Source organism: Acetivibrio clariflavus DSM 19732, assembly GCF_000237085.1.
Taxonomy (GTDB): Bacteria; Bacillota; Clostridia; order Acetivibrionales; family Acetivibrionaceae; genus Acetivibrio; species Acetivibrio clariflavus.
Map to the genome: position 1 here is coordinate 402,818 of NC_016627.1, position 21,384 is coordinate 424,201.

Genomic DNA, 21,384 nt, shown 5'->3' on the forward strand with positions numbered 1-21,384 from the left:
CGACTGTAATAATAATTAAAAATAAAACAAATTAAAAAGGAGGAAACGGAAATGAAAAAAATTTTTGCAATGATGTTGGTTTTGACCTTATTGACCACTGTATTTTTATCTACCTTAGTGGATGCTAAGAGTAATGACGTTCCATTGACAAGGCAAAATATCGAAATCAACCAGGGAATTTCAAAAAATAACAATGATGTTAATAACCTCAAGGGGATAGAACCTGTCGTGAAAGTGACTCTTCCTCCTACTGCAACTAAAGAACCTGTCATAACATTACCCTCATTGGCTAAATATGGAAAGTTGAAGGGAACTCTATTCAATGATAATTCTTCCAAAGAGAGGTTTTTGCTGAAAACCGATAAAGTTGTTTATGAGCTTATAGGAAATACTAAAGGTCTGGAAAATGAGATCGGAAAAACCATTGTAGTTATCGGTAACTATGTATATACTCTGATAGCTACTGAATATCCTTTATTTAATGTTGAATCTTATACAGTGATAGATATGCCGGAGATAACACCGGAACCCAATCTGCAAACCATTACAGGAACTTTGTCAGTAACTAAGAATGGAGTTGTGGATAAAGCAGTAACACCATATGCTTTTCTTCTGCAAACACAATCCGGTCCTGTAAGTCTCAGCGGAAAAACAGAAGGACTGGAGAAATATGATGGATTTGAAGTAGAAGTAACAGGAACTTACAGTATGTTAAAGATTTATCCGCCAATATTTATTGTTGAATCCTATAAACCGATTTTAGCTCCTACACCTACTCCTGATGTAAAGATAATAACAATGGCTGATAATGGCGGATATGTTTACGTTAAACCCGGTGATGAACTGAGATTGGAGCTTGAGTCGAATCCAACCACAGGATATAGTTGGTCGTATGCTACCAAACCCGATCCAAATGTGTTAATAGAAACAAATTATGAATACATACCGGATGAAACTGACGAAAAAATAGTAGGTAGCGGTGGAAAGGAAATATGGTCATATAAAGCCGTTAACATCGGTTCTACAGCAATTGAAATGATTTATTCAAGACCGTGGGAGTCAAAAGCACCCGCTAAAACCTTTGCAGTGAAAGTAATTGTTGAAGAATTACAGACTATCAGAGGTATTGTTGTAGTTACAAAGAATGATAATCCGGAACAGAAAGTCGATAGCTATAATTTTCTTCTAAAGACGCAAAGCGGTCCTGTAAGTCTCAGCGGAAAAACAGAAGGACTGGAGAAATATGATGGATTTGAAGTAGAAGTAACAGGGACTTACAGCATGTTAACGATTTATCCGCCAATATTTATTGTTGAATCCTATAAACCGATTTTAGCTCCTACACCTACTCCTGATGTAAAGATAATAACAATGGCTGATAATGGCGGATATGTTTACGTTAAACCCGGTGATGAACTGAGATTGGAGCTTGAGTCGAATCCAACCACAGGATATAGTTGGTCGTATGCTACCAAACCTGATCCAAGTGTGTTAATAGAAACGAATTATGAATACATACCGGATGAAACCGACGAAAAAATAGTAGGTAGCGGTGGAAAGGAGATATGGTCATATAAGGCCGTTAACATCGGCTCTACAGCAATTGAAATGATTTATTCAAGACCGTGGGAGTCAAAAGCACCCGCTAAAACCTTTGCAGTGAAAGTAATTGTTGAAGAATTACAGACTATCAGAGGTATTGTTGTAGTTACAAAGAATGATAATCCGGAACAGAAAGTCGATAGCTATAATTTTCTTCTAAAGACGCAAAGCGGTCCTGTAAGTCTCAGCGGAAAAACAGAAGGACTGGAGAAATATGATGGATTTGAAGTGGAAGTAACAGGGACCTACAGCTTGTTAACGATTTATCCGCCGATATTTATTGTTGAGTCTTATAAGCTTGTTGCAACTCCTATACCTACATCAATACCAGTTCCGACAGTAAGGCCAATACCGATACCCACGGTAATACCGGTACCAACAGAGAAGCCGATACCGATACCGACAATAAAACCAATACCGACAGTAAGACCAATACCGATACCCACAGTAATACCGGTGCCGACAGAGAAGCCAATACCTACACCGACAATAAAACCAATACCGACAGTAAGACCAATACCGACACTAATACCGGTACCGACAGAAAAACCAATACCGATACCCACAATAAGACCTGAACCTACTGCAGTACCTTTGTCAAAAACACATACGATAATATCGGAAAAAGTATTGGGCATTGCTATACCAGGTGTTACTTTTTCCAATATTTCGGGATATACTACTATAAGTTGGACCGAAGGTAGTACAAATGCTTTTTTCAATTCTAAAATCAATGCGGATAAAGATGTATACGAGCTTGAACTTGTATCTGTGGAAAAATCAGATTCATATGAAATAGTTGGACTATTTAATATAAAGAAGAACGGCAAATTACTGGTAAAGGAATTAAATGGGAGATTGTATGGATTATCCAATGATGAGGGAGATTATTTCAAATTTTATTCTGAGGGAGAAAAATATCATATGAGTGCGTATATTACAAAAAGAATTGATTTTTAATGATTTAGTCAATATAAAAAGGACAGTTGAGGATTATTTCCCAACTGTCCTTTCTTGTGTTACATCTGCTTTTATGCCGATATTGGGTACATTGTCAAGATCATATTCGGGGTCAGAAGTATTGTAATTGATTGTAGGCTGTAATTTTATTTTTATCGTTTAACTCGCTTGAAGTATTGCGAACTTGATTTATACCAACCTATAACCAATGTTCCAGATGTGGAGAAATTAATTAAGCAAATTGTAACTGTCTGAAAGAAGAATCAAGAAAATTAAAGAAAAAAGAAAATAGCTTAAAATAATCCAATTTATATATTTATAAACATAAATATAAGTGTTTGATTAACCGCGAGGGAAGGATTATTATTAATTTATAGTCAAAGATGGTCAAAGTCAGTAGATTTATTTACAAATTATGCCTGTAAAATGAATCATATAAATTTAAAATATTGAATTTGCTATAGAATTAGCACCACTCAAAGACAAATAAACTATGACGGTATAAGATGCCGGAACGGTCTTAAAATAATAAGAAGGTAAAAAAGAAGGTTGTAACCCTAAGAAAGGTGGGATGCGAGATGAAGTACAAAGACTATTACAGCATTTTAGGTTTGAATAAGAATGCTACGCAGGATGAAATAAAAAGAGCATATAGGAAATTAGCTAAGAAATACCACCCTGATGCCAATCCCAATGACAAAAAAGCAGAAGAGAAGTTTAAAGAAGTGAATGAAGCATACGAAGTATTGAGCGATCCCGAGAAGAGAAAAAAGTATGATGCTTTTGGTAGTGCATATAATTTTGAGGACGGATTTGATTTCGATCCGGCAAGATACGGTTTTGGAAATAATGTACGGTATGAATACAGAACTAACGTAGGTGGAGACTATAGCGACTTTTTTAAGATTTTTTTCGGTGATGACGGCTTCGATTTAGGAAGTATATTTGATGGTTTCGGAAGACAACGCAAAAGAAAAAGTTACCCTGCACAGGGAAGTGATATTGAGTCGGAAATCGAGATTTCTCCGGAAGAAGGATTTGCAGGTGTTGAAAAAAGTATAAGTATTAGAACACGCACCGGAGAGAAGACCCTTTCCTTCAAAATTCCAAAAGGTGTGAAAGATGGTGAAAAGATTAGACTTAAAGGTCAAGGTGAACCCGGTACCAATGGCGGTTCGAATGGTGATTTGTATCTGACGGTAAAGTTTAAAAAGGGCGGTAAATTTGAAATTGACGGGAAGGATTTGTTGACTGTATTGGATGTTATGCCATGGGATGCTGCTTTAGGCGGTGAGAAGACAGTTGATACATTGGATGGGAAAATTTTGATTAAGATTCCGCCGGGAATTCAGACCGATAACAAGATACGTGTTCCAGGAAAAGGTTATATCGATAGGAACGGTTTGAGAGGAGATCTGTATATAAAAATACGCATTGTCAATCCGAAGATTTTGACACCGGAAGTTAGAAAACTTTACGAAAAGCTGAGGGATATTGTAAAAGCGACTACCTATTGACAAAGCTGCATGCTATAAAGGCTTTTATACAATTGCAGAGGAGGGATGATGAATGAATTTTGATAAATTTACTGAAAAGGCTCAGGAAGTTATTTCCTTATCTCAGGAAATTGCCATAAGGATGTCTCATCAGCAGATAGATGGTGAACATTTACATTTGGCAATGTTAAATCAAGAGGATGGCTTAATACCTAAGCTTTTAAGTTATATGGGCATAGATGTGCGAATGTATACCAATGATGTGGAACAGGAGCTTGAAAGACTGCCTAAAATATATGGCAGCGGTGCTTCCGGTATGTATGCCACCAGAAGGTTTAATGAAATACTTATTCGTGCCGAGGATGAAGCCAAAAAGTTCAGAGATGAGTATATTGGAGTTGAGCATATATTTATACGGCTGATAAAGGAAAAGGATACACCTTCCGAAAAAATTTTCAGGCGTTATGGCATAAATCTGGAGAAGTTTATGGAAGCTTTGCGCAAAGTTAGAAGCAACCAGAGGATAACTTCCAAAAATCCTGAGGATACCTATGATGCCTTAAAGAGGTTTGGCCGAGATTTGGTAGAGCTTGCAAGACAGGGCAAACTTGACCCGGTAATCGGCAGGGATGCGGAAATAAGAAGGGCAATACGAATTTTGTCAAGGAGGACAAAGAACAATCCAGTGTTGATTGGAGAACCGGGAGTAGGTAAGACTGCAGTTGTTGAAGGACTAGCCCAAAGGATACTTAAAGGGGATGTTCCTGAAGGACTAAAGGATAAAACAATATTTGCCTTGGATTTGGGTGCCTTAATTGCCGGAGCAAAGTATCGCGGCGAATTTGAGGAACGCTTGAAAGCAGTATTGAACGATGTTAACAAATCCAATGGAAGAATTATACTGTTTATAGATGAATTGCACAATATAGTGGGCGCAGGTAAAGCTGAGGGTGCAATGGATGCAGGAAATATTCTGAAACCAATGCTGGCCAGAGGGGAACTCCATTGTATAGGTGCTACAACTTTGGACGAATACCGCAAATATATAGAAAAGGATGCGGCATTGGAGAGAAGATTTCAGCCAATTTTAGTGGACCAGCCGACAGTGGAGGACACCATATCGATTTTAAGGGGCTTGAAGGAAAGGTTTGAAATACATCACGGTGTCAGGATAACGGATAACGCCATAATAGCATGTGCTGTATTGTCCAACAGGTATATAAGCGACAGATTTCTCCCTGACAAAGCCATAGACCTGATGGATGAAGCGGCGGCTATGATAAGGACAGAAATTGACAGTATGCCTACAGAGCTTGATGAAATAAGCAGAAGATTAATGCAGCTTGAAATAGAGCGCCAGGCTCTTAGAAAAGAGGATGACCAGGCTTCCAAAGAAAGGCTGGCTGCTCTTGAAAAGGATATAGCAGCCCTTAAGGATAAGGCAGACAGTATGAAAGCTCAGTGGGAACTGGAAAAACAGAATATCAAAAGGGAAAAAGATATTAAGCAGCAGATAGAGGATGTAAAAAGGCAGATCGAGGAAGCAGAAAGAAATTATGACTTGGATAAACTAGCGATACTTAAACACGGTAAACTGCCGGAACTTGAAAAACAATTGGAAGAGGAGAAGAAGAGAATAAAATCCCGTGAAGGAAATGCCTTGTTGAAAGAGGAAGTTACCGAAGAGGAAATAGCTGAGATTGTTTCACGGTGGACTGGAATTCCGGTTACAAAGCTTGTGGAAAATGAAAAGGATAAACTTTTGAATCTTGAACAAATACTTCACAAGCGAGTTATAGGACAGGATGAGGCGGTAAGTGCGGTTAGCGATTCGGTTATAAGAGCAAGATCGGGACTTAAAGATTTGAGAAAGCCTATAGGTTCATTCATCTTTTTAGGACCTACCGGGGTTGGTAAGACCGAGCTTGCCAAAGCTTTAGCAGAAGCGTTGTTCGATACTGAGGATAATGTAGTGAGAATAGATATGTCGGAATATATGGAAAAACATTCTGTTGCAAGGCTGATTGGCGCACCTCCGGGATATGTGGGTTATGAAGAAGGAGGACAGCTTACTGAAGCTGTAAGAAGAAAGCCCTATTGTGTAATACTCTTTGACGAGATTGAAAAGGCTCACCCTGAGGTGTTTAATGTGCTGCTGCAGCTTCTTGACGACGGTCGGCTTACTGACAGTCAGGGAAGGACAGTTAATTTCAAAAATACCGTTGTAATTATGACTTCAAACATCGGAAGCCAGTATCTTTTAAGCGGTATTTCCCCGGACGGCGAGATTAGCGATGAGGCAAGAAAAGAAGTAATGAATGAGCTTAGTAGAAACTTTAAGCCTGAATTTCTGAACCGTATTGATGAGATTGTGCTTTTCAAGCCTTTGAGAAAAGAAGAAATTATAAAAATTATTGATCTTGCACTTAACGATATCCAAAAGAGACTCGATGACAGGAAGATAAAGCTGAATGTAACCGATAAGGCTAAGGAATATATGGCAGATTCAGCCTATACACCGGTTTACGGTGCAAGGCCTGTAAAGAGGTATCTCCAGAAACATGTTGAGACACAGATAGCTAAAATGATTATTCAGGGAGAATTGGCGGACAGAATGGAAGTAAAGATTGACTTTGATGGGGAAAAACTGAACATTGAGGCAGTATGATGATTTTTATGACTTTTATGTATTTTAAAATTATATTTATTTATAAACTTAAAAATACCGGTCTTGTGTTTAAAAGTTATAATCCCTTTAAACTTGGGATACATGGCGTAAATATTTAAAGGTTGCATGCTGAGATTATTCAAATGCAGCCTTTTTCATTGCCAAGGAAATTTTGATTAGCGTTAACTTCTAAACAAACTTGTTTAAAATTTTTTTGATTTTGTAATGTTTTTTCTAAGGTTGACGATAATGAAATCAAGGTGTATAATGCTGCTTAAAATCGGTAAAGGACAAGATGAGTTAATGGAAGAAATATTTTACAGCATTGATTTTCCTTACACATTCAAGGATGGTTCAATGATTATTAACAGCGATTGTATGACTGTCTTGCCGAAGATAAAAGATAAGTCTGTAGATTTGATATTTGCAGATCCGCCCTATAATTTGGGTAAGGATTATGGAAATGACAGTGATAAATGGAAAAACAAGAATGAGTATTTAAGTTGGTGCTATGCCTGGGTTGACGAATGTTTTAGAGTTTTAAAGGATACTGGCACGGTTTATATAATGAATTCAACCCAAAATATATCATATATAGATGTTTATATACGTGAAAAATATAATGTAATCAATAATATTGTATGGTATTATGACAGTTCGGGAGTGCAATCAAAGCACAAGTTTGGCTCGCTGTATGAACCTATAATTATGGCAAACAAGTCGGCAAAATGTAAATACACTTTCAACGGGGAGGATATAATGGTGGAAGCAAAGACCGGAGCTGTAAGAAGGCTCATTGATTACAGAAAGACTCCTCCTCAGCCCTATAATAGCAAGAAAATTCCGGGTAATGTCTGGGAATTTGCCCGTGTGCGTTATCGAATGAGTGAATATGAGAAACATCCTTCACAGAAACCGGAAGCGTTGTTGGAAAGAATTATTAAAGCTTCAAGTAATGCAGGAGATATTGTACTCGACCCTTTTTCGGGAACATTTACGGCTTCTGTGGTGGCAAGAAGACTTGGACGTAAATCCATAGGCATAGAGTTAAGCGAAGATTATTACAGAATCGGTCTGAGACGTGTACTTGGTTTGAGTGAGGACAAAGAGAGTGACAATTGAAGTTACTTTGTAAAATAAAAGGAGTAGTTTCGATGAGTTTAGTTTCGATAGTAAAAGCTTCTCAATACGATAAAACAACAGTTTCTAAGGCATTGGAAGAAACTTTTGAGAACTTGGGCGGTGTCGACAAATTTATTAAGCCGGGAATGAAAGTTGCACTTAAAGCTAACCTTCTTATGAAAAAAAGACCTGAGGAGGCTGCGACTACCCATCCTGTTTTGGTAGGAGAACTTGCCAGAATAATTAAAAATGCAGGAGCTGAGGTGTTGATCATTGACAGCCCCGGGGGACCCTATACCCGTTCAAGGTTAGAGGATATATATACGGCTACCGGTATGAAAGAAATAGCTGATGAGATTGGAGTACAGCTGAATTTTGACCTTTCCGAAGTTGAGGTCCAAAATCCCGATGGCAAATATATTAAGAAGTTAAAAATTTTAAAACCGCTTGCAGAGGCTGATCTTGTTATAAACCTTCCTAAGCTCAAAACTCATGGGCAAATGGTTTATACTGGCGCAGTCAAAAATATGTTTGGTGCAATAGCGGGAATAACAAAGGTAGAGTATCACTTTAACATGAAGGAATATACCAGATTTGCAGATACTTTAATAGATATTTTCCTTAGTGTTAAACCTGCCTTAAATATAATGGATGCAATTATCGGCATGGAAGGTCCTGGACCTTCAGCGGGAGTGCCCAGAGAAATAGGAGCCATACTTGCATCAGAAAATGCCTTTCATTTGGATATGGCAGCTGTAAACATTATAAACATTGATCCCAAAAACGTTCCGGTTTTAAAAAACTCCATTGAAAGAGGATTATGCCCTGACGATATTAGTCGGATTGAACTTGTTGGAGTACCCATTGACAGTGTCAGAGTAAAAGACTTTAGCGTTCCGGCTTTAGACGGACTTAGAGAAATCCGGTTCGTAAAGAATGACTTTCTTAAAAACCTTGCCGGATTTATGCTGCCGAAACCTGTATTTGTTTTGGATAAGTGCATTGGATGCGGAGAATGCAAGAGAAGCTGTCCGCCTAAAGCTATCGAAATGAAAAACAAAAAGCCCATAGTGAAACTTTCTAAGTGTATAAGGTGTTTTTGCTGCCAGGAATTATGCCCGGCTAAAGCTATCGATATAAGAAGGAACAAGACAGTTGATAGGATAGTAAAACTTGCGGCGGGAATATATATGGATATCAGAGGAAAAGTTAAACACTAGGCAATATAAAGGCAAAACACTATTTCCACAAATAAACATAAAAAAATTTAAAAAATACTATTGACTTTTCACCTATGTATCTGCTACAATGTTAAAGCGTGCTGCGGATAATTAAAATAGCATGCATTGACAAATAAATATGGCGGCGTAGCTCAGTTGGCCAGAGCATACGGTTCATACCCGTAGTGTCGTTGGTTCAAATCCGACCGCCGCTACCATTATGTGGCCCATTGGTCAAGCGGTTAAGACACCGCCCTTTCACGGCGGTAACAGGGGTTCGAGTCCCCTATGGGTCATCCAAACGGGCGCTTAGCTCAGCTGGGAGAGCATCTGCCTTACAAGCAGGGGGTCATAGGTTCGAGCCCTATAGTGCCCACCAAAAGAAGGAACTATATATCAAAAAAGTATGGTTCCTTCTTTTTGCTTTCATGTTGAAGTTGAAGTAAAGCACTAAAAAACTATTGATGCCATCTAAAAACATATCAATGGCAAATCAAATTTAAGATTAATCAAACTTCTTTTCTATACTTATGAATTGTTTTAGTGCAAAAGGACGGAATTTCTTGACTTGAGCATTAGAAGTTGTTGCCGAAAGCTTGATAATTTGAAGTAAAAATGCAATGGATGGCATTTTTAGCGTCTTGAAACAGGAGGTTTCATAGACGCGGGCGAAAATTATCAAGCTGAGGCTTACAGATTCTTTGCGAAAGTCATGTAATGGAGTCCTTTGTCACTAAACCAAAATTGCCTTCAACTAAAACAAAACTGCCTTCAGCTAAAACAAAATTCCCACACGCTTCAAACGGCTTTTCTAATAGCGTTACCTACGATTTGTTTACCCGCTCATGCCCGATAAAACCGTACTCAAACCAAATTTTTTGTCTATATAATATCCCTGAACAAAAATTTATTGACCAAAATCTACAAAATTCATGTCCATATTTAAGATTTCAAACTTTACTTTACAATTTGAGCACATTTCTCTAAGTTGTTTTTCCATAGCACAAAGCTATGTTTTTGTGGATAAGTGTCAGAATAATTTTAGATGCCGCAACCGAATTTGACAAATAATTTTTTGCCTATACTCTATAATCAGTCATGCACGGCAAAAATAAAAATGTATTTTAGGAGGTCACAAAAGATGAAAACACATGCAATTGCTTATCCAAGATTAGGTAATGTAGAAAAGGTGTACGAAAGAACAAAAGAAGAAGTATCATTAAATGTTCCCATTTCAAGAAGCAGTATTCTAATTCTTCTTATTAGTTTTTTGCTGGGAAGAGTTTCTCTCTTCCAAGGATTTATGCCTTTTGGAATAGCTTTCTTTATGGCGGCAGCAAGTACAGGGACAAGCAGAATATTAATGACTCTTGCAGTTGCTGCAGGCATGATAACGGGCGGGGGTTTTGAACAAGTATATATAACAATTGCTTCAATAATTATATTCAGTGCTTTAGAAAAGTTGTTTTCCAATAAGAAAAATGAGTTTAGTGTTTCAGTAATGGCATTTGTGAGTGTGATTATACCTCAAATGGTCATGGTCATTTTACAAGGTTTTCTATTATATGATACATTAAAGGGCATATGTTATTCCGGTCTGGTTTTTGCATTGGTATTTATATTTAAGTATTCAATATCTATAATTGAAGAGTCAAAAAAGCGAAATGTTTTATCCAATGAAGAAATGATAAGCATAGCAATGCTTATGACTTTAACTTTAGCGGGAATAGGGAATATCGAACTGGCGGGAATAAATCTCATAAATGTTGCAGGAATTCTGGCCATTCTATTGTTCAGCATGGTATCCGGGCCGGGAGTTGGAGCGGCTGTAGGTGTTATTGTAGGATTGGTAGTAAACATTATAAATCCAAGTATAACAATGGTAATAGCATCCTATGCCTTTTGCGGATTACTTTGCGGAGTTTTTAAGAATTTGGGGAAGGCAGGAGTTTGCCTTGGATTTGTTGCGGCTAATGCATTGTTTACTTTTTATATAAATGGCTCAACCGAGGTATTGATTTATATAAAGGATATTTTAGCAGCAGTTTCAATAGCTATGCTTATTCCTAAAAAATATGTTGACAAAACCGTAGGATACTTTGCATTGGCTGCCGTTGGCATAAGAGACAAGTCGTGCTATAGCGCAAGAATTAAAGAACTGACAATAGAAAGGCTGAATAAATTTTCAAAGGCTTTTGCAGAATTGTCGAAAACATTTAGAGAAATATCCGAGACAGCTGCTGCGACAAGTAAACAGGATATATCTTCGCTTTTTGACAGGGTTGCGGATAAAGTGTGTAAGGATTGCAGCTTATGCCTGCATTGTTGGGATAGAAATTTCTACAATACTTATCAGGTGATGTTTAAAATAATAGAGAAGCTTGAGGATAAGGGTTACATTGATGAAAAAGATATTCCGGATTATTTCATGGATAGGTGCGAAAGAATAAGCGATTTTGTAAAACAGGTAAACAATGTATATGAACTATTCAAAGTAAATCTTGTATGGAAAAACAGAGTGGGAGAAAGCAGAGGCCTTATGTCGCAGCATTTGGACGGGCTTTCCAAAGTAATAGCCAACCTTGCCAATGAGATTAATTATGATGTGAAATTCAAGGGAGATCTGGAGGATAAGCTGCTGGTTGAACTGGATAAGGCCGGAATTAAAGCAAATGATGCAGTGATTTTCCAAAATAAATGGGGAAAGAATGAAGTGACAATTTTCCATAAAGGATGCGGCGGAACAAGAAACTGCATAAATACTATAGAAAAGGTTGCATCGGAAGTTATAGGCAGAAGAATGGTAAAGGAGAGAAACGAATGCGTACAAAACCATAAAAACGGAATTTGTACATTAAAACTTGTTGAGGAAGAGACCTTCAGAGTAACTACCGGAGTTGCAAAGATTGGGAAATATGAATCAGGCGTGTCGGGAGATAACTATACTTTTATGAACACAGGAGATGGGAAATATATTTTGGCTTTGAGTGACGGTATGGGTTCCGGCCGGAAGGCTGAATGCCAGAGCAGGGCAGCAATAAGTCTTCTTGAGCAGTTTATGGAGACAGGTTTTGATAAAGATACTGCCGTAAAACTTATCAACTCTATACTTGTTTTAAAATCCGATGATGACTCTTTTGCAACCATCGACTTGTCATCAATAGATTTGTATGACGGAAAGGTGGAGTTTGTAAAAATAGGTGCTGTGTCCACATATATAAAACGACCGGATAGGGTGGAAACGGTAAAAGCTGTTTCTTTGCCGGCTGGTATATTATGCGATATAGAAACAGAACTCATTTGCAAAAATGTGGACAATGGTGATTTTATAATAATGGTAACCGATGGTGTAATTGATTCCTTTAAAACCAATGAAGACGGTGAAAAATCTCTTATAAAGTATATTGAGGGTATAGATAATTTAAATCCTCAAGGAATTGCAGATTCTATTATAAACAAGGCATACTCGAATTGCGGAAACCAAGCAATGGACGATATGACAGTATTAGTGGCGAAAGTTTGGAAGAAAGTTGGATAGAAATATGTATATTTATAGGCAAAATGTTGCAAACTATCTCCGAATATATCTTTTGGAGGAAGTTTATGGTCTGCGATGATACAAAACGTGTTGTAATAATCAGGAATATATCTTCAAATATTGTTGAGGAAGCAATACTTGTTTTAAAGGACAAGAAGCCCAGTAAAAATAAAAATGCAGTGATTTCAACCACGAATAATTCCAGGAAAGCTAACAATTACTTGCTGCGAGAGGCAGAAGACATTATCAATAATTATATAAAGGAGAATAATATTAGGGATGGGCTTATCCATGATTTGAACTTAAAGCCGTTTAATCCGAATAAAAAGCTTATAAATACATTAATAAATTTTGCTCTTGTCGCAAGTATTGCACTTTTGCTCTTTATTATTTCTAAATTTTTTTAGAAAAGTAATTGTTAGCTTTATAATTATTTCATTGATTTTGCAGTAGTTTAGTTGTATCATAAATAATAAATATTATAAAAATAGAAAAGGATACAAAAAAATAACAGGCACTTATAGCAAAGGCTTGTTAAATTTAATATCCTGAGGAGAATTTGTGTGGAAAAACCGAGTTTATTGGATATATTCCTTTTTCCTAAATCTTATTTTGCAAAGTTAACGGATAAGCTCCCGACCTTGTTTTTAGGAATTATATTTGTGGGTTTATCCAATGCAGTGTTCCTGTTTTTGGACTATATGCCCATAATGTTTTGTAACAAGACACTGAGTGTGTTGATATTTAATTCTACACTTGCCCTTTGTATTGCTGTTTTACTGGGGCTTGTGGATATTATTTTCTTTTCGCTTCCTTTATTTGATTTGTTTAAATTTTTTAGGGTAAAAGAGACAATAAAAAACATGAACGGGCAGTTAATAAAGTTAATGAAAGTATACATATCTGCACACTTTATTATTGTTCCGGTACAAGCATTTTTTGAAGCGACTGTCCGATTGGCTAAATGGGGAGGGATGACTTCAAGCTTTGCTTTTTACATAAACCTGATTGAGTTTATTATATTGCCCATTTGGCTGGCGGCAATAGTAGCCAGGGGAATAAATACAATTTATGATTTTGATGACAGATTAAAAAATATGATTTATGTTATTGTTTATTGTTGGCACTTAATATTGTCATATGCACTTAGTTTTACTATCGGTAATTGGATTTTACTGCTTTTCAGATAAGTATATTTCATATATGTGTCAGTTGCCATTTTGCTCATATTAGATTATAATATTATGGTGGTATATTTAAGTCCCGGTGGCCTAATGGATAAGGTAGTGGATTCCGGTTCCACTGATACGGGTTCGATTCCTGTCCGGGACGCCAAATTATTAAGCACCAGTGTTTATTGGAATACTGGTGCTTTTTATATTTCATAACATATCTTTTTCAATTTGAGTTCTTAAGAATTATACAATACTGCCATCTTTAAAAAGTTTATATTTTTTATAAATTTATAATCTATTCTATAAAGAGGTTCTGTTGCAAAAAATAAATAATTTTAATATAATTATGCTGTAAAAATTGGAATATAAAAGCAGATACATAGGTGAATATAATAAGTAGCAGTATTTAAGATATATTGTAAAAAACTATAAAGGTCAATCAAAATTTTAGGTAATGAATCATAGTCTTCTCGCAATTCCTAAACTTCTCTACTGTTCTATGAAGCAAAATATTTGCCATACAGCCATTATATTATCAAACTTAGCGTGGAGTTTAATCGGGCGGACTAAAAGTAGTATTGCAAATTGGGGGAAATGTAAAGAGTTGAAAGGTATGAGATTAAACAGCATAAGGACAAAAATTACTTTTAGCGCTCTTGCTGTCATATTATTTTCATTTTTAATCAGTCATTTGGTTATTTGTCTGAAGAGTTATGGTGATTTAAAGCATCAGTTGCTGAAAGATGAAGATATAGTCTTGTCAAAAGTAGCAGAAAATATAAATTATACTTTACTGGATGTGAAGGCAATTGCGGATAGCATAACGATAGACAGTGAAATAGAAAGTTACCTGCGGAAAACTACACAGAAAGGAAGTTTTGAATCATATAGGGATTCCGAGATTATCAGGCAAAAGTTAAAATTATATAAATCTCTGGGAAATAAAATATATAGCATTTCTATTATTAAGCAAAACGGCGATATAAGCAGTACTTCAAACGACGGAAACTATCTGGCTGTGCTGTCTGGTGAAACAAATTTCGATGAGGATTTGGACAGCTTTTATCAAATGATTGCGCTGCCGTCATTGAATAATAGCAAATCCATAAAAATAGTGAATTACAGTAAAAAAATTTATGACAGCAATTCATATAAAAGTATATTGGGGAAGCTTGTAATCGGTATAAACTATGATTCCATTGTAAATGCTTTTAGCGCCCTTGACCTTGAATATACCAGGTATTGTCTTGCTTCAAAATCAGGTGAAATTATTTATAGTACAGATAGTACATTAAACGAAATATCTGATAATTTCTTAAATTCGATAATTGCTCAGGGAAGTAGTGCAACTTCTTTCGAAACAAAAGATTCTTTTATTGTTGTTAATAATGATCTTGAAAACGGTTGGATTTTGGTGGAATTAATTTCAAAAAACAAAATTTATAATAGAATCTGGTCAGGTTTGCTGTTTACTATAGTTTTCGGAATAATCATAATGGTTATTGCTTCAATAATTATTGCTGCAATAATGCTGACTGTAACAACCTCAATTAAAAAGCTGAGGGATGCTATGAAACAAGTTGCTTCAGGCGACCTTAATACATCAATTGAAATTAAAAGTAATGATGAGATTGAAGAACTATCTCAAGTTTTCAATACTATGATACAAAATATAAATAATCTAATTGAAGCAGTAGCTATTGAAGAGAAAAAGAGAAAGAATTATGAGATGATAACATTACTGACACAGATTAATCCTCACTTTATTTACAATACATTAAGTTCGGTTATATATCTGGCCAGACAGGGCAGAACAAAGGATATCATTGATCTGATTGTTTCACTGATACGAATGATGCAGAGAACTATAAGTTATAGTGAGGAATTTGCAATATTAAAAGAAGAGCTGGAGTATATAAATGATTATATAACTATACAAAAGATCCGATATGGTGATGTTTTTAACCTTGTAGTTAAAACCGATAAGGATTTTGATGAATATAAGATACCTAGAATGATACTTCAGCCCCTTGTGGAAAATAGCATATTTCACGGCATACTTCCTAAAGAGGAACCCGGGGTCATTACAATAGAGGTCAAAAAAAATGATAACAAGCTTTTGTTATCCATTTCTGATGATGGAATAGGCATGGAAGAGTGTTCGCTAAAAAATATAATGGATGGAAGTACTCCTTTTAGAGGGTCGGACAAGTATATTAATATTGGGCTCAAAAATATAATGAACAGACTGAAATTGCTGTATGGTGACAGTTACAGCTTTGAGATAAAAAGTGAGGTTGGTAAAGGGACTACTGCAGAGTTTGCAGTTCCGATTGAATAATTTCAGATAATTATATAAAGTTTTTTCGGGGGGACTGCCATTGATTAAGGTTTTAATTGTCGATGATGAGATAAATGTTAGAGATGATCTGGCTACACTTATTAATTGGGAGGAGCATGGTTTTAAAATAGTAGGTTTTGCGAGTAATGGAATGCAGGCTCTTGAAATTTTCAATAATACGAATCCGGATTTGGTTATAACAGACATTTTAATGCCGGTTATGAACGGTATAGAATTATCACGGAAAATACATGAGATTAATAAAAATGTTGTGATAGTTTGGCTGACTGCCTATAAGAAATCTGATTATGCTATTGAAGCAGTTAATATCAGAGTTAGTAAATATTGGCTAAAGTACGCATTGAATGCCGATAACTTAATAAAAGAATTGAGTGAATTAAAAAAAGAGATACTTGCGATGCGTTTTGATCAAGATTTGATAAATCAAATATATTTAAGGCAACTGTTAGATGAACCTGAGGATGAAGAAATAGTAAAATTTTATCTGCAAAAATTGGATGTACCCATTGAAAAATCTTCATATTGCATTATTGCTTTTAGTTTGGATAAATATATAAATCAGGACGATTCTTCCCATTCTAACGGCTATTCCTATATAAAAAATAAAGTATTCGAAGAAATAGAAAAAATATTTGGTAAAAGTAATAAATGCTTTTATGTCGAAAAGTCTACTAACTTATTTTATATATTTTGTTGTTTTACTGATACCAACGGTGAATACGGGATAAGACAAAAAGTATATACAGCTTGTACGACTCTTCAGCAAACTGTAAAATTTTCAATAAATGAAACTATATCCATTGGAATAAGTGATATATTTCATTCTCCCAAATTAATTCAAAAATTTTATATGCAATCCAAAAGCCGTTTAGATCAATGTTTTTTTAAAGGATGTAACAGCATTATACATGAAGATAGAAAAGTGGACACCTCATACAAGATAAATAGGGCCGGCTTGCCTTCTGTATTACAAACGATTTACGATAGGTTGTCGGAAAGAAAACCCATTGATGTAAATCAATATCTTAGACCTGTGTTATTAAGCTTTGATAATAAACAGGAAGTAAAACTCTTCAGTATTGAAATAATTAACTGCATTAAAAAATTTCTTGATGATAATAGGATTGATTATAGGTTTATTTTTGGTGAGTTTGTCCTTCCAAACAGTAAAGTGGAGAGTTTTAGGAATGTAGATGAATATTTAAATTGGTTTGCCAGTTTATTTGTTAACATTAATAATTATTTTGAGGAAATAGGTACACGATACAGTCCAAAAATTAAGAAGGCTATAGATTATATCTCAAAAAATTACGAAAAGCCTATAGATTTGGATAATATTGCTGAAGAACTTGGTATTACTAAAATTTATTTCTGCTATCTCTTTAAAAAAGAAACGGGAACAAATTTTATTTCTTATCTCAATAATTATAGAATTGATAAGGCAAAAAAATTACTGAGAACTACTGATTTAAAAGTAGGTGAAATAGCAAATTCGGTAGGTTTTAAAAATTTTCAGTACTTTAGCTTGATATTTAAAAAAATTACCGGCAAGAGTCCTGGGGACTTTAGAGATTCATCCGATTACAATGAAAAAATTAATATAGGGGAGATTAGAGAGGTATGATTGATTTTGATAATAATAAAATAAAAGCTTGGGCTTGTGTTTTAATGATATTTACATTTTCTTTATTATTTTCCCTGGGGAACAGTCTGTCGAAATACAAAAAATTATCAGCTACCGATGAAAATGTAAAAGTCAAAAGTCAGGAGAATGTTTTTACAGATGTTCAGGATGAGATTACATTGTGGGACTGGGACATTGACAATATGGCAGCTATTAATGAAGATTTCAACAGATATTATCCCAATATAAAAGTAAAGATGGTTCATGTTCCCTATGATGAGTATATAAAAAAAATAAAAACAGCTATTGCAACAGGTGATGAATTACCGGATATAGGTAAACTGGAAATGGATGCACGAGGAAAACTTATTTCAATGGATTTGTGGGAAAATTTAGAGGCAGAACCTTTTAATTTGGACAGAGAAAATATACATGATAAGCTTATTCCGCTGTGTGTAAATGAAGAAGGGCAAGTAATCGGCATTGAGTCAGGACCGGGACCGGCTGGTTTGGCATATAGAAGAGATCTTGCTGAGGAATACTTTGGAACGGATGATCCTAAAGAACTGGAAAAAATATTTAACAGTTGGAATGCTTTTATTTTAAAAGGCATGGAAGTAAACCAAAAAAGTAAGGGAAAAGTATTTATGATGTCGGGAGCAGAAGATATTTATACTGTTCTTGGGAATCAAAACAGTGCACAGTTGATAAAGAATGGGAAACTTAATATTGATGATGCTTTAATAGAAAATTTCAGAATTATAAAAGAAATGATAGATAAAAAAGTTATAGACAGGCTGGAACTTCAAGAACCAAATTGCTGGCAAGATTCTTTTGAGTCGGGAAGATATATATTTTATCCTTGTGCCAACTGGTATCCTAAGTATGTAATAAAAGCAAATGACCCCAAAGGGAAAGGACGCTGGGGGTTTATGCTGCCGCCTGGTGGGCCGTATAACTGGGGCGGGTCACTTTTTAGTATATCTAAGACTTCCAAAAATAAAGAAGCTGCATGGACCTATATAAAATGGTCATTTTTAACTCGGGAAGGAGCAGTAAGTTACAGAGATAATATGGGATATTTGTCCCCTTACAAAAAAATATATGAGGATCCCAAGTTTTATGATATCAAAGATGACTTTTTTGCAGGTCAGGCTCTCATGAAGATTTTTTCAGGTATTCTTGATGATGTATCACAAATATATATAAGTCCTTATGATCAGGAGATCTATGAATCGATTGTAATGGGGTTGAAGGGAATGGAAATGGGAATATCAGATGAAGAGGCTTTAGATGTAGTTAAACAGGACATATTAAGAAAATTTCCCGAATTGAAATAGAAATTTACTTTTAGAATAAATTGTTTGACAAAGACAAAACTGACTAAATTACAATAACTTAAAGATTTTAATTTTAGACCGCAAGTTTTCAGACAGGTCTAATTACATTATCTGCTTACAGGAATAAAGTTTTTTGGTTAATCATATGATTTGTCTGCTAATGTTCTTAAGACCCCTTTCTTTTATTTTTGGCACTTTACCAAATTGAGTTATATATGTATTAATATATTATAATAAATATTAATTTACATTATATCTTATAATTCATAAAAATGTTAGAATGTATAATAGAATTAAGGCCGACGTCGACCGGGTAAGGAAAAATAAAGAGACTATAAAAGTAAAAATGAAAAGTAAATCTTATGAGAGGGGGAGGAAGGAACGTATTAATATCGAAAATGCCTAAATTTATGTAGGCTCATCCTGTGTTATAAAACAATACAGGAAGCCATAGATGCAGCGGAAGAAAGCGATACCATCATATGAAAATCAAAATACTTAAAGGTGTTCCACAGGTATATTATGGAAATGTTAAAATTAATAAAAACAATATCAAAATGATTGGAGAGGGATCGGATTACACTATAATATCAGGAAACAATTTGGGGGACACAGTTACCTTTTTAAATGTATAAAAGGTGACCTTTGGCAATCTTACAATACAAGGAGGAAATAACAGAGTTTATTTCAACGGCGCTGAGAATAACATCATAAGCAATTGCGATGTTGAATGAGATATGAAATCGGGTATATCTTTTTAAGGGCTTTTGTTCGGGGAGTGAAATATACATTTGTAATATCTCAAGAAATGGGGATTCCCGAATTAAGTTTGGGGGAACTGCTCAATAAGGTAAAAATTCTATAATCAGAAATCTCATAATAACAAAAAACACATATAGGATAAACTGTTCAAAAGAATAGTTTATATAATTGTATTTACTTTAATGACTTTATATAATATAGAGAATAATGCTGAAGATAATGGGAGTAATAACATCTGGGATAATAGGGGGAGTATCGGAAATTATTGGAGTGACTAAAGAGAAATATAAACCTAGTTGGAGAAGTCAGCTCTGTTGATTATGCAATGCTAAAAAAATGTATATTCTCGGTAAGCTGACTTTAGCGGAGGAACAATTATACAATGCCGATTTAAATAATGACGGAAGAGTAGATTCTATCGATTATGCATTATTAAAGGCATACTTATTGTGAATTATAAAAGTTATAATCAATGTTATTGGGAACATAAATCAAAAGGATTTCGAGAAATTAGAATCTTGAAATCCTTTTGATTTTAAATTATTAAAATTATGAAAAAATCAAATCATAAATCCGGATAAGATGTAGATTTATTTCCCCAAAGAGTTAAGACTTGGCGGCTTGAAAAGCATGATTTAAGGAATTTTTTTCTAAATGTTTATAACCCGCTAGTACAAAGGGTTGTAAAAATTTAACGCTCGACATTCTTTAAATTATATGATAGAATGTAATTAGGGGAAAATACATATTAATTTGAAATTCCTATATACTGCGTATGACAAGTTTGCGTACTATCGAATTGGTTCCTGCCTTTTTGGGTAAAATACCGTAATAGATGCCAATGATCTTTTAGTTCGTGTAAAACTCAATTCGCCGTGAAGTTTAAATCCAAAGGGGGAGTGGTTATGGGAAGTTTTCAGGAAAGGTTTACCCAAAAAAACATCAATGCTACTTTATGCACTGCATCGGTAAGTTTGGACATGATTAGGTGGAGAAGTGTTGAAGTGGATGATGTTTCAACTTCGGGACTTACTTTTTATACCGACAAAGCTTATAAAGTAGGGCAAGTATTGAAAGTCGATTTAAGAGTATACAGTAAGCTTACTGAATTTGACATCCCTCTTGAGGCGAAAATTGTTGAAGAAAAAAAGTCTGTTGATGGGTATACCTATGTTGTCAAGTTTGAAAAAATAGAAGAGCATGTAAAGGTGCAATTAGATGAGATTTTTAAAGCCAACATTGTTTCTGCAACCAATCCTGAAGTTACTGCCGGTGATGGAATATATTCTTTCATATTAAATCCGATGAATAGAACCGCGAAAGTCCGTTAATATGTTCTTCAATAAGTACAGAGAGTTAATAAAGTAATTGTCTTTATATTTAAAAAAGGTTCTTAAAAAAGAATCTTTTTTTATTCAAAAAGCTTATAAACCAAGTAGTAGCGGAATTACACATTAGTTTTCAGGTTTTAATGGAAACGCTTATATAATACTCCAACAGAACTGATGTAAAAAA

The 21,384-nt window shown here is 35.1% G+C and carries 13 protein-coding genes and 4 tRNA genes; all 17 read left to right on the top strand.

Annotation, left to right across the window (positions count from 1 at the left end):
- Nucleotides 1-51 precede the first annotated feature (51 nt).
- The 17 genes from CLOCL_RS01815 to CLOCL_RS01890 all read left to right on the top strand — a co-directional run bounded on the left by CLOCL_RS01815 (nt 52) and on the right by CLOCL_RS01890 (nt 21,200).
- A complete protein-coding gene (locus tag CLOCL_RS01815; RefSeq protein ID WP_014253740.1) occupies nt 52-2,562 on the top strand; it encodes a protease inhibitor I42 family protein in 2,511 nt (836 codons plus the stop codon).
- A gap of 578 nt (nt 2,563-3,140) precedes the next feature.
- Entirely contained in the window at nt 3,141-4,079 is a 939-nt protein-coding gene (locus CLOCL_RS01820; protein WP_014253741.1) for a DnaJ C-terminal domain-containing protein, read from the top strand.
- Nucleotides 4,080-4,131: 52 nt separating this feature from the next.
- Nucleotides 4,132-6,726 carry an ATP-dependent chaperone ClpB gene (gene clpB, locus CLOCL_RS01825; RefSeq protein ID WP_014253742.1) on the top strand — a complete coding sequence of 865 codons (2,595 nt, stop codon included), beginning with the start codon at nt 4,132-4,134 and terminating at the stop codon, nt 6,724-6,726.
- 303 nt (nt 6,727-7,029) lie between these two features.
- Nucleotides 7,030-7,848, top strand: a complete 819-nt coding sequence (gene yhdJ, locus CLOCL_RS01830) for an adenine-specific DNA-methyltransferase (protein WP_014253743.1) — start codon at nt 7,030-7,032, stop codon at nt 7,846-7,848.
- A 32-nt stretch (nt 7,849-7,880) separates the two neighbouring features.
- Nucleotides 7,881-9,068: a DUF362 domain-containing protein gene (locus CLOCL_RS01835; RefSeq protein ID WP_014253744.1), complete on the top strand. Its 1,188-nt coding sequence runs from the start codon at nt 7,881-7,883 to the stop codon at nt 9,066-9,068.
- Nucleotides 9,069-9,209: 141 nt separating this feature from the next.
- Nucleotides 9,210-9,286: transfer RNA gene (locus CLOCL_RS01840), tRNA-Met, on the top strand.
- A 6-nt stretch (nt 9,287-9,292) separates the two neighbouring features.
- Nucleotides 9,293-9,364, top strand: a tRNA-Glu gene (locus CLOCL_RS01845).
- Between the two features lie 7 nt (nt 9,365-9,371).
- Nucleotides 9,372-9,447, top strand: a tRNA-Val gene (locus tag CLOCL_RS01850).
- Nucleotides 9,448-10,209: 762 nt separating this feature from the next.
- A complete protein-coding gene (spoIIE, locus tag CLOCL_RS01855; RefSeq protein ID WP_014253745.1) occupies nt 10,210-12,606 on the top strand; it encodes a stage II sporulation protein E in 2,397 nt (798 codons plus the stop codon).
- A 65-nt stretch (nt 12,607-12,671) separates the two neighbouring features.
- Nucleotides 12,672-13,013 carry a hypothetical protein gene (locus CLOCL_RS01860; RefSeq protein ID WP_014253746.1) on the top strand — a complete coding sequence of 114 codons (342 nt, stop codon included), beginning with the start codon at nt 12,672-12,674 and terminating at the stop codon, nt 13,011-13,013.
- Nucleotides 13,014-13,169: 156 nt separating this feature from the next.
- The gene (locus CLOCL_RS01865) at nt 13,170-13,796 is read left to right on the top strand and encodes a hypothetical protein (RefSeq protein ID WP_014253747.1); all 627 of its coding nucleotides are present in this window, start codon (nt 13,170-13,172) and stop codon (nt 13,794-13,796) included.
- A gap of 70 nt (nt 13,797-13,866) precedes the next feature.
- Nucleotides 13,867-13,941 (top strand) — tRNA-Arg (locus tag CLOCL_RS01870).
- Nucleotides 13,942-14,394: 453 nt separating this feature from the next.
- Nucleotides 14,395-16,122, top strand: coding sequence for a sensor histidine kinase (locus tag CLOCL_RS01875; RefSeq protein WP_014253748.1), 1,728 nt, complete (start codon nt 14,395-14,397; stop codon nt 16,120-16,122).
- A 40-nt stretch (nt 16,123-16,162) separates the two neighbouring features.
- A complete protein-coding gene (locus CLOCL_RS01880) occupies nt 16,163-17,767 on the top strand; it encodes a response regulator transcription factor (RefSeq protein ID WP_014253749.1) in 1,605 nt (534 codons plus the stop codon).
- On the top strand, nt 17,764-19,107 hold the full coding sequence (locus tag CLOCL_RS01885; protein WP_014253750.1) for an ABC transporter substrate-binding protein: 1,344 nt from the start codon (nt 17,764-17,766) through the stop codon (nt 19,105-19,107). The genes CLOCL_RS01880 and CLOCL_RS01885 overlap by 4 nt, the downstream gene beginning before the upstream one ends.
- A 1,098-nt stretch (nt 19,108-20,205) precedes the next feature.
- Complete coding sequence (locus tag CLOCL_RS21405; protein WP_081466987.1) at nt 20,206-20,322, top strand: dockerin type I repeat-containing protein; 117 nt, start codon at nt 20,206-20,208, stop codon at nt 20,320-20,322.
- A gap of 452 nt (nt 20,323-20,774) precedes the next feature.
- Complete coding sequence (locus CLOCL_RS01890) at nt 20,775-21,200, top strand: PilZ domain-containing protein (protein WP_014253751.1); 426 nt, start codon at nt 20,775-20,777, stop codon at nt 21,198-21,200.
- Nucleotides 21,201-21,384 lie beyond the last annotated feature (184 nt).

Coding starts and splice junctions, on each gene's coding strand:
- CLOCL_RS01815 (WP_014253740.1), top strand. CDS start 52: ATGAAAAAAATTTTTGCAATGATGTTGGTTTTGACCTTATTGACCACT.
- CLOCL_RS01820 (WP_014253741.1), top strand. CDS start 3,141: ATGAAGTACAAAGACTATTACAGCATTTTAGGTTTGAATAAGAATGCT.
- clpB (WP_014253742.1), top strand. CDS start 4,132: ATGAATTTTGATAAATTTACTGAAAAGGCTCAGGAAGTTATTTCCTTA.
- yhdJ (WP_014253743.1), top strand. CDS start 7,030: ATGGAAGAAATATTTTACAGCATTGATTTTCCTTACACATTCAAGGAT.
- CLOCL_RS01835 (WP_014253744.1), top strand. CDS start 7,881: ATGAGTTTAGTTTCGATAGTAAAAGCTTCTCAATACGATAAAACAACA.
- spoIIE (WP_014253745.1), top strand. CDS start 10,210: ATGAAAACACATGCAATTGCTTATCCAAGATTAGGTAATGTAGAAAAG.
- CLOCL_RS01860 (WP_014253746.1), top strand. CDS start 12,672: ATGGTCTGCGATGATACAAAACGTGTTGTAATAATCAGGAATATATCT.
- CLOCL_RS01875 (WP_014253748.1), top strand. CDS start 14,395: ATGAGATTAAACAGCATAAGGACAAAAATTACTTTTAGCGCTCTTGCT.
- CLOCL_RS01885 (WP_014253750.1), top strand. CDS start 17,764: ATGATTGATTTTGATAATAATAAAATAAAAGCTTGGGCTTGTGTTTTA.
- CLOCL_RS21405 (WP_081466987.1), top strand. CDS start 20,206: ATGTATATTCTCGGTAAGCTGACTTTAGCGGAGGAACAATTATACAAT.
- CLOCL_RS01890 (WP_014253751.1), top strand. CDS start 20,775: ATGGGAAGTTTTCAGGAAAGGTTTACCCAAAAAAACATCAATGCTACT.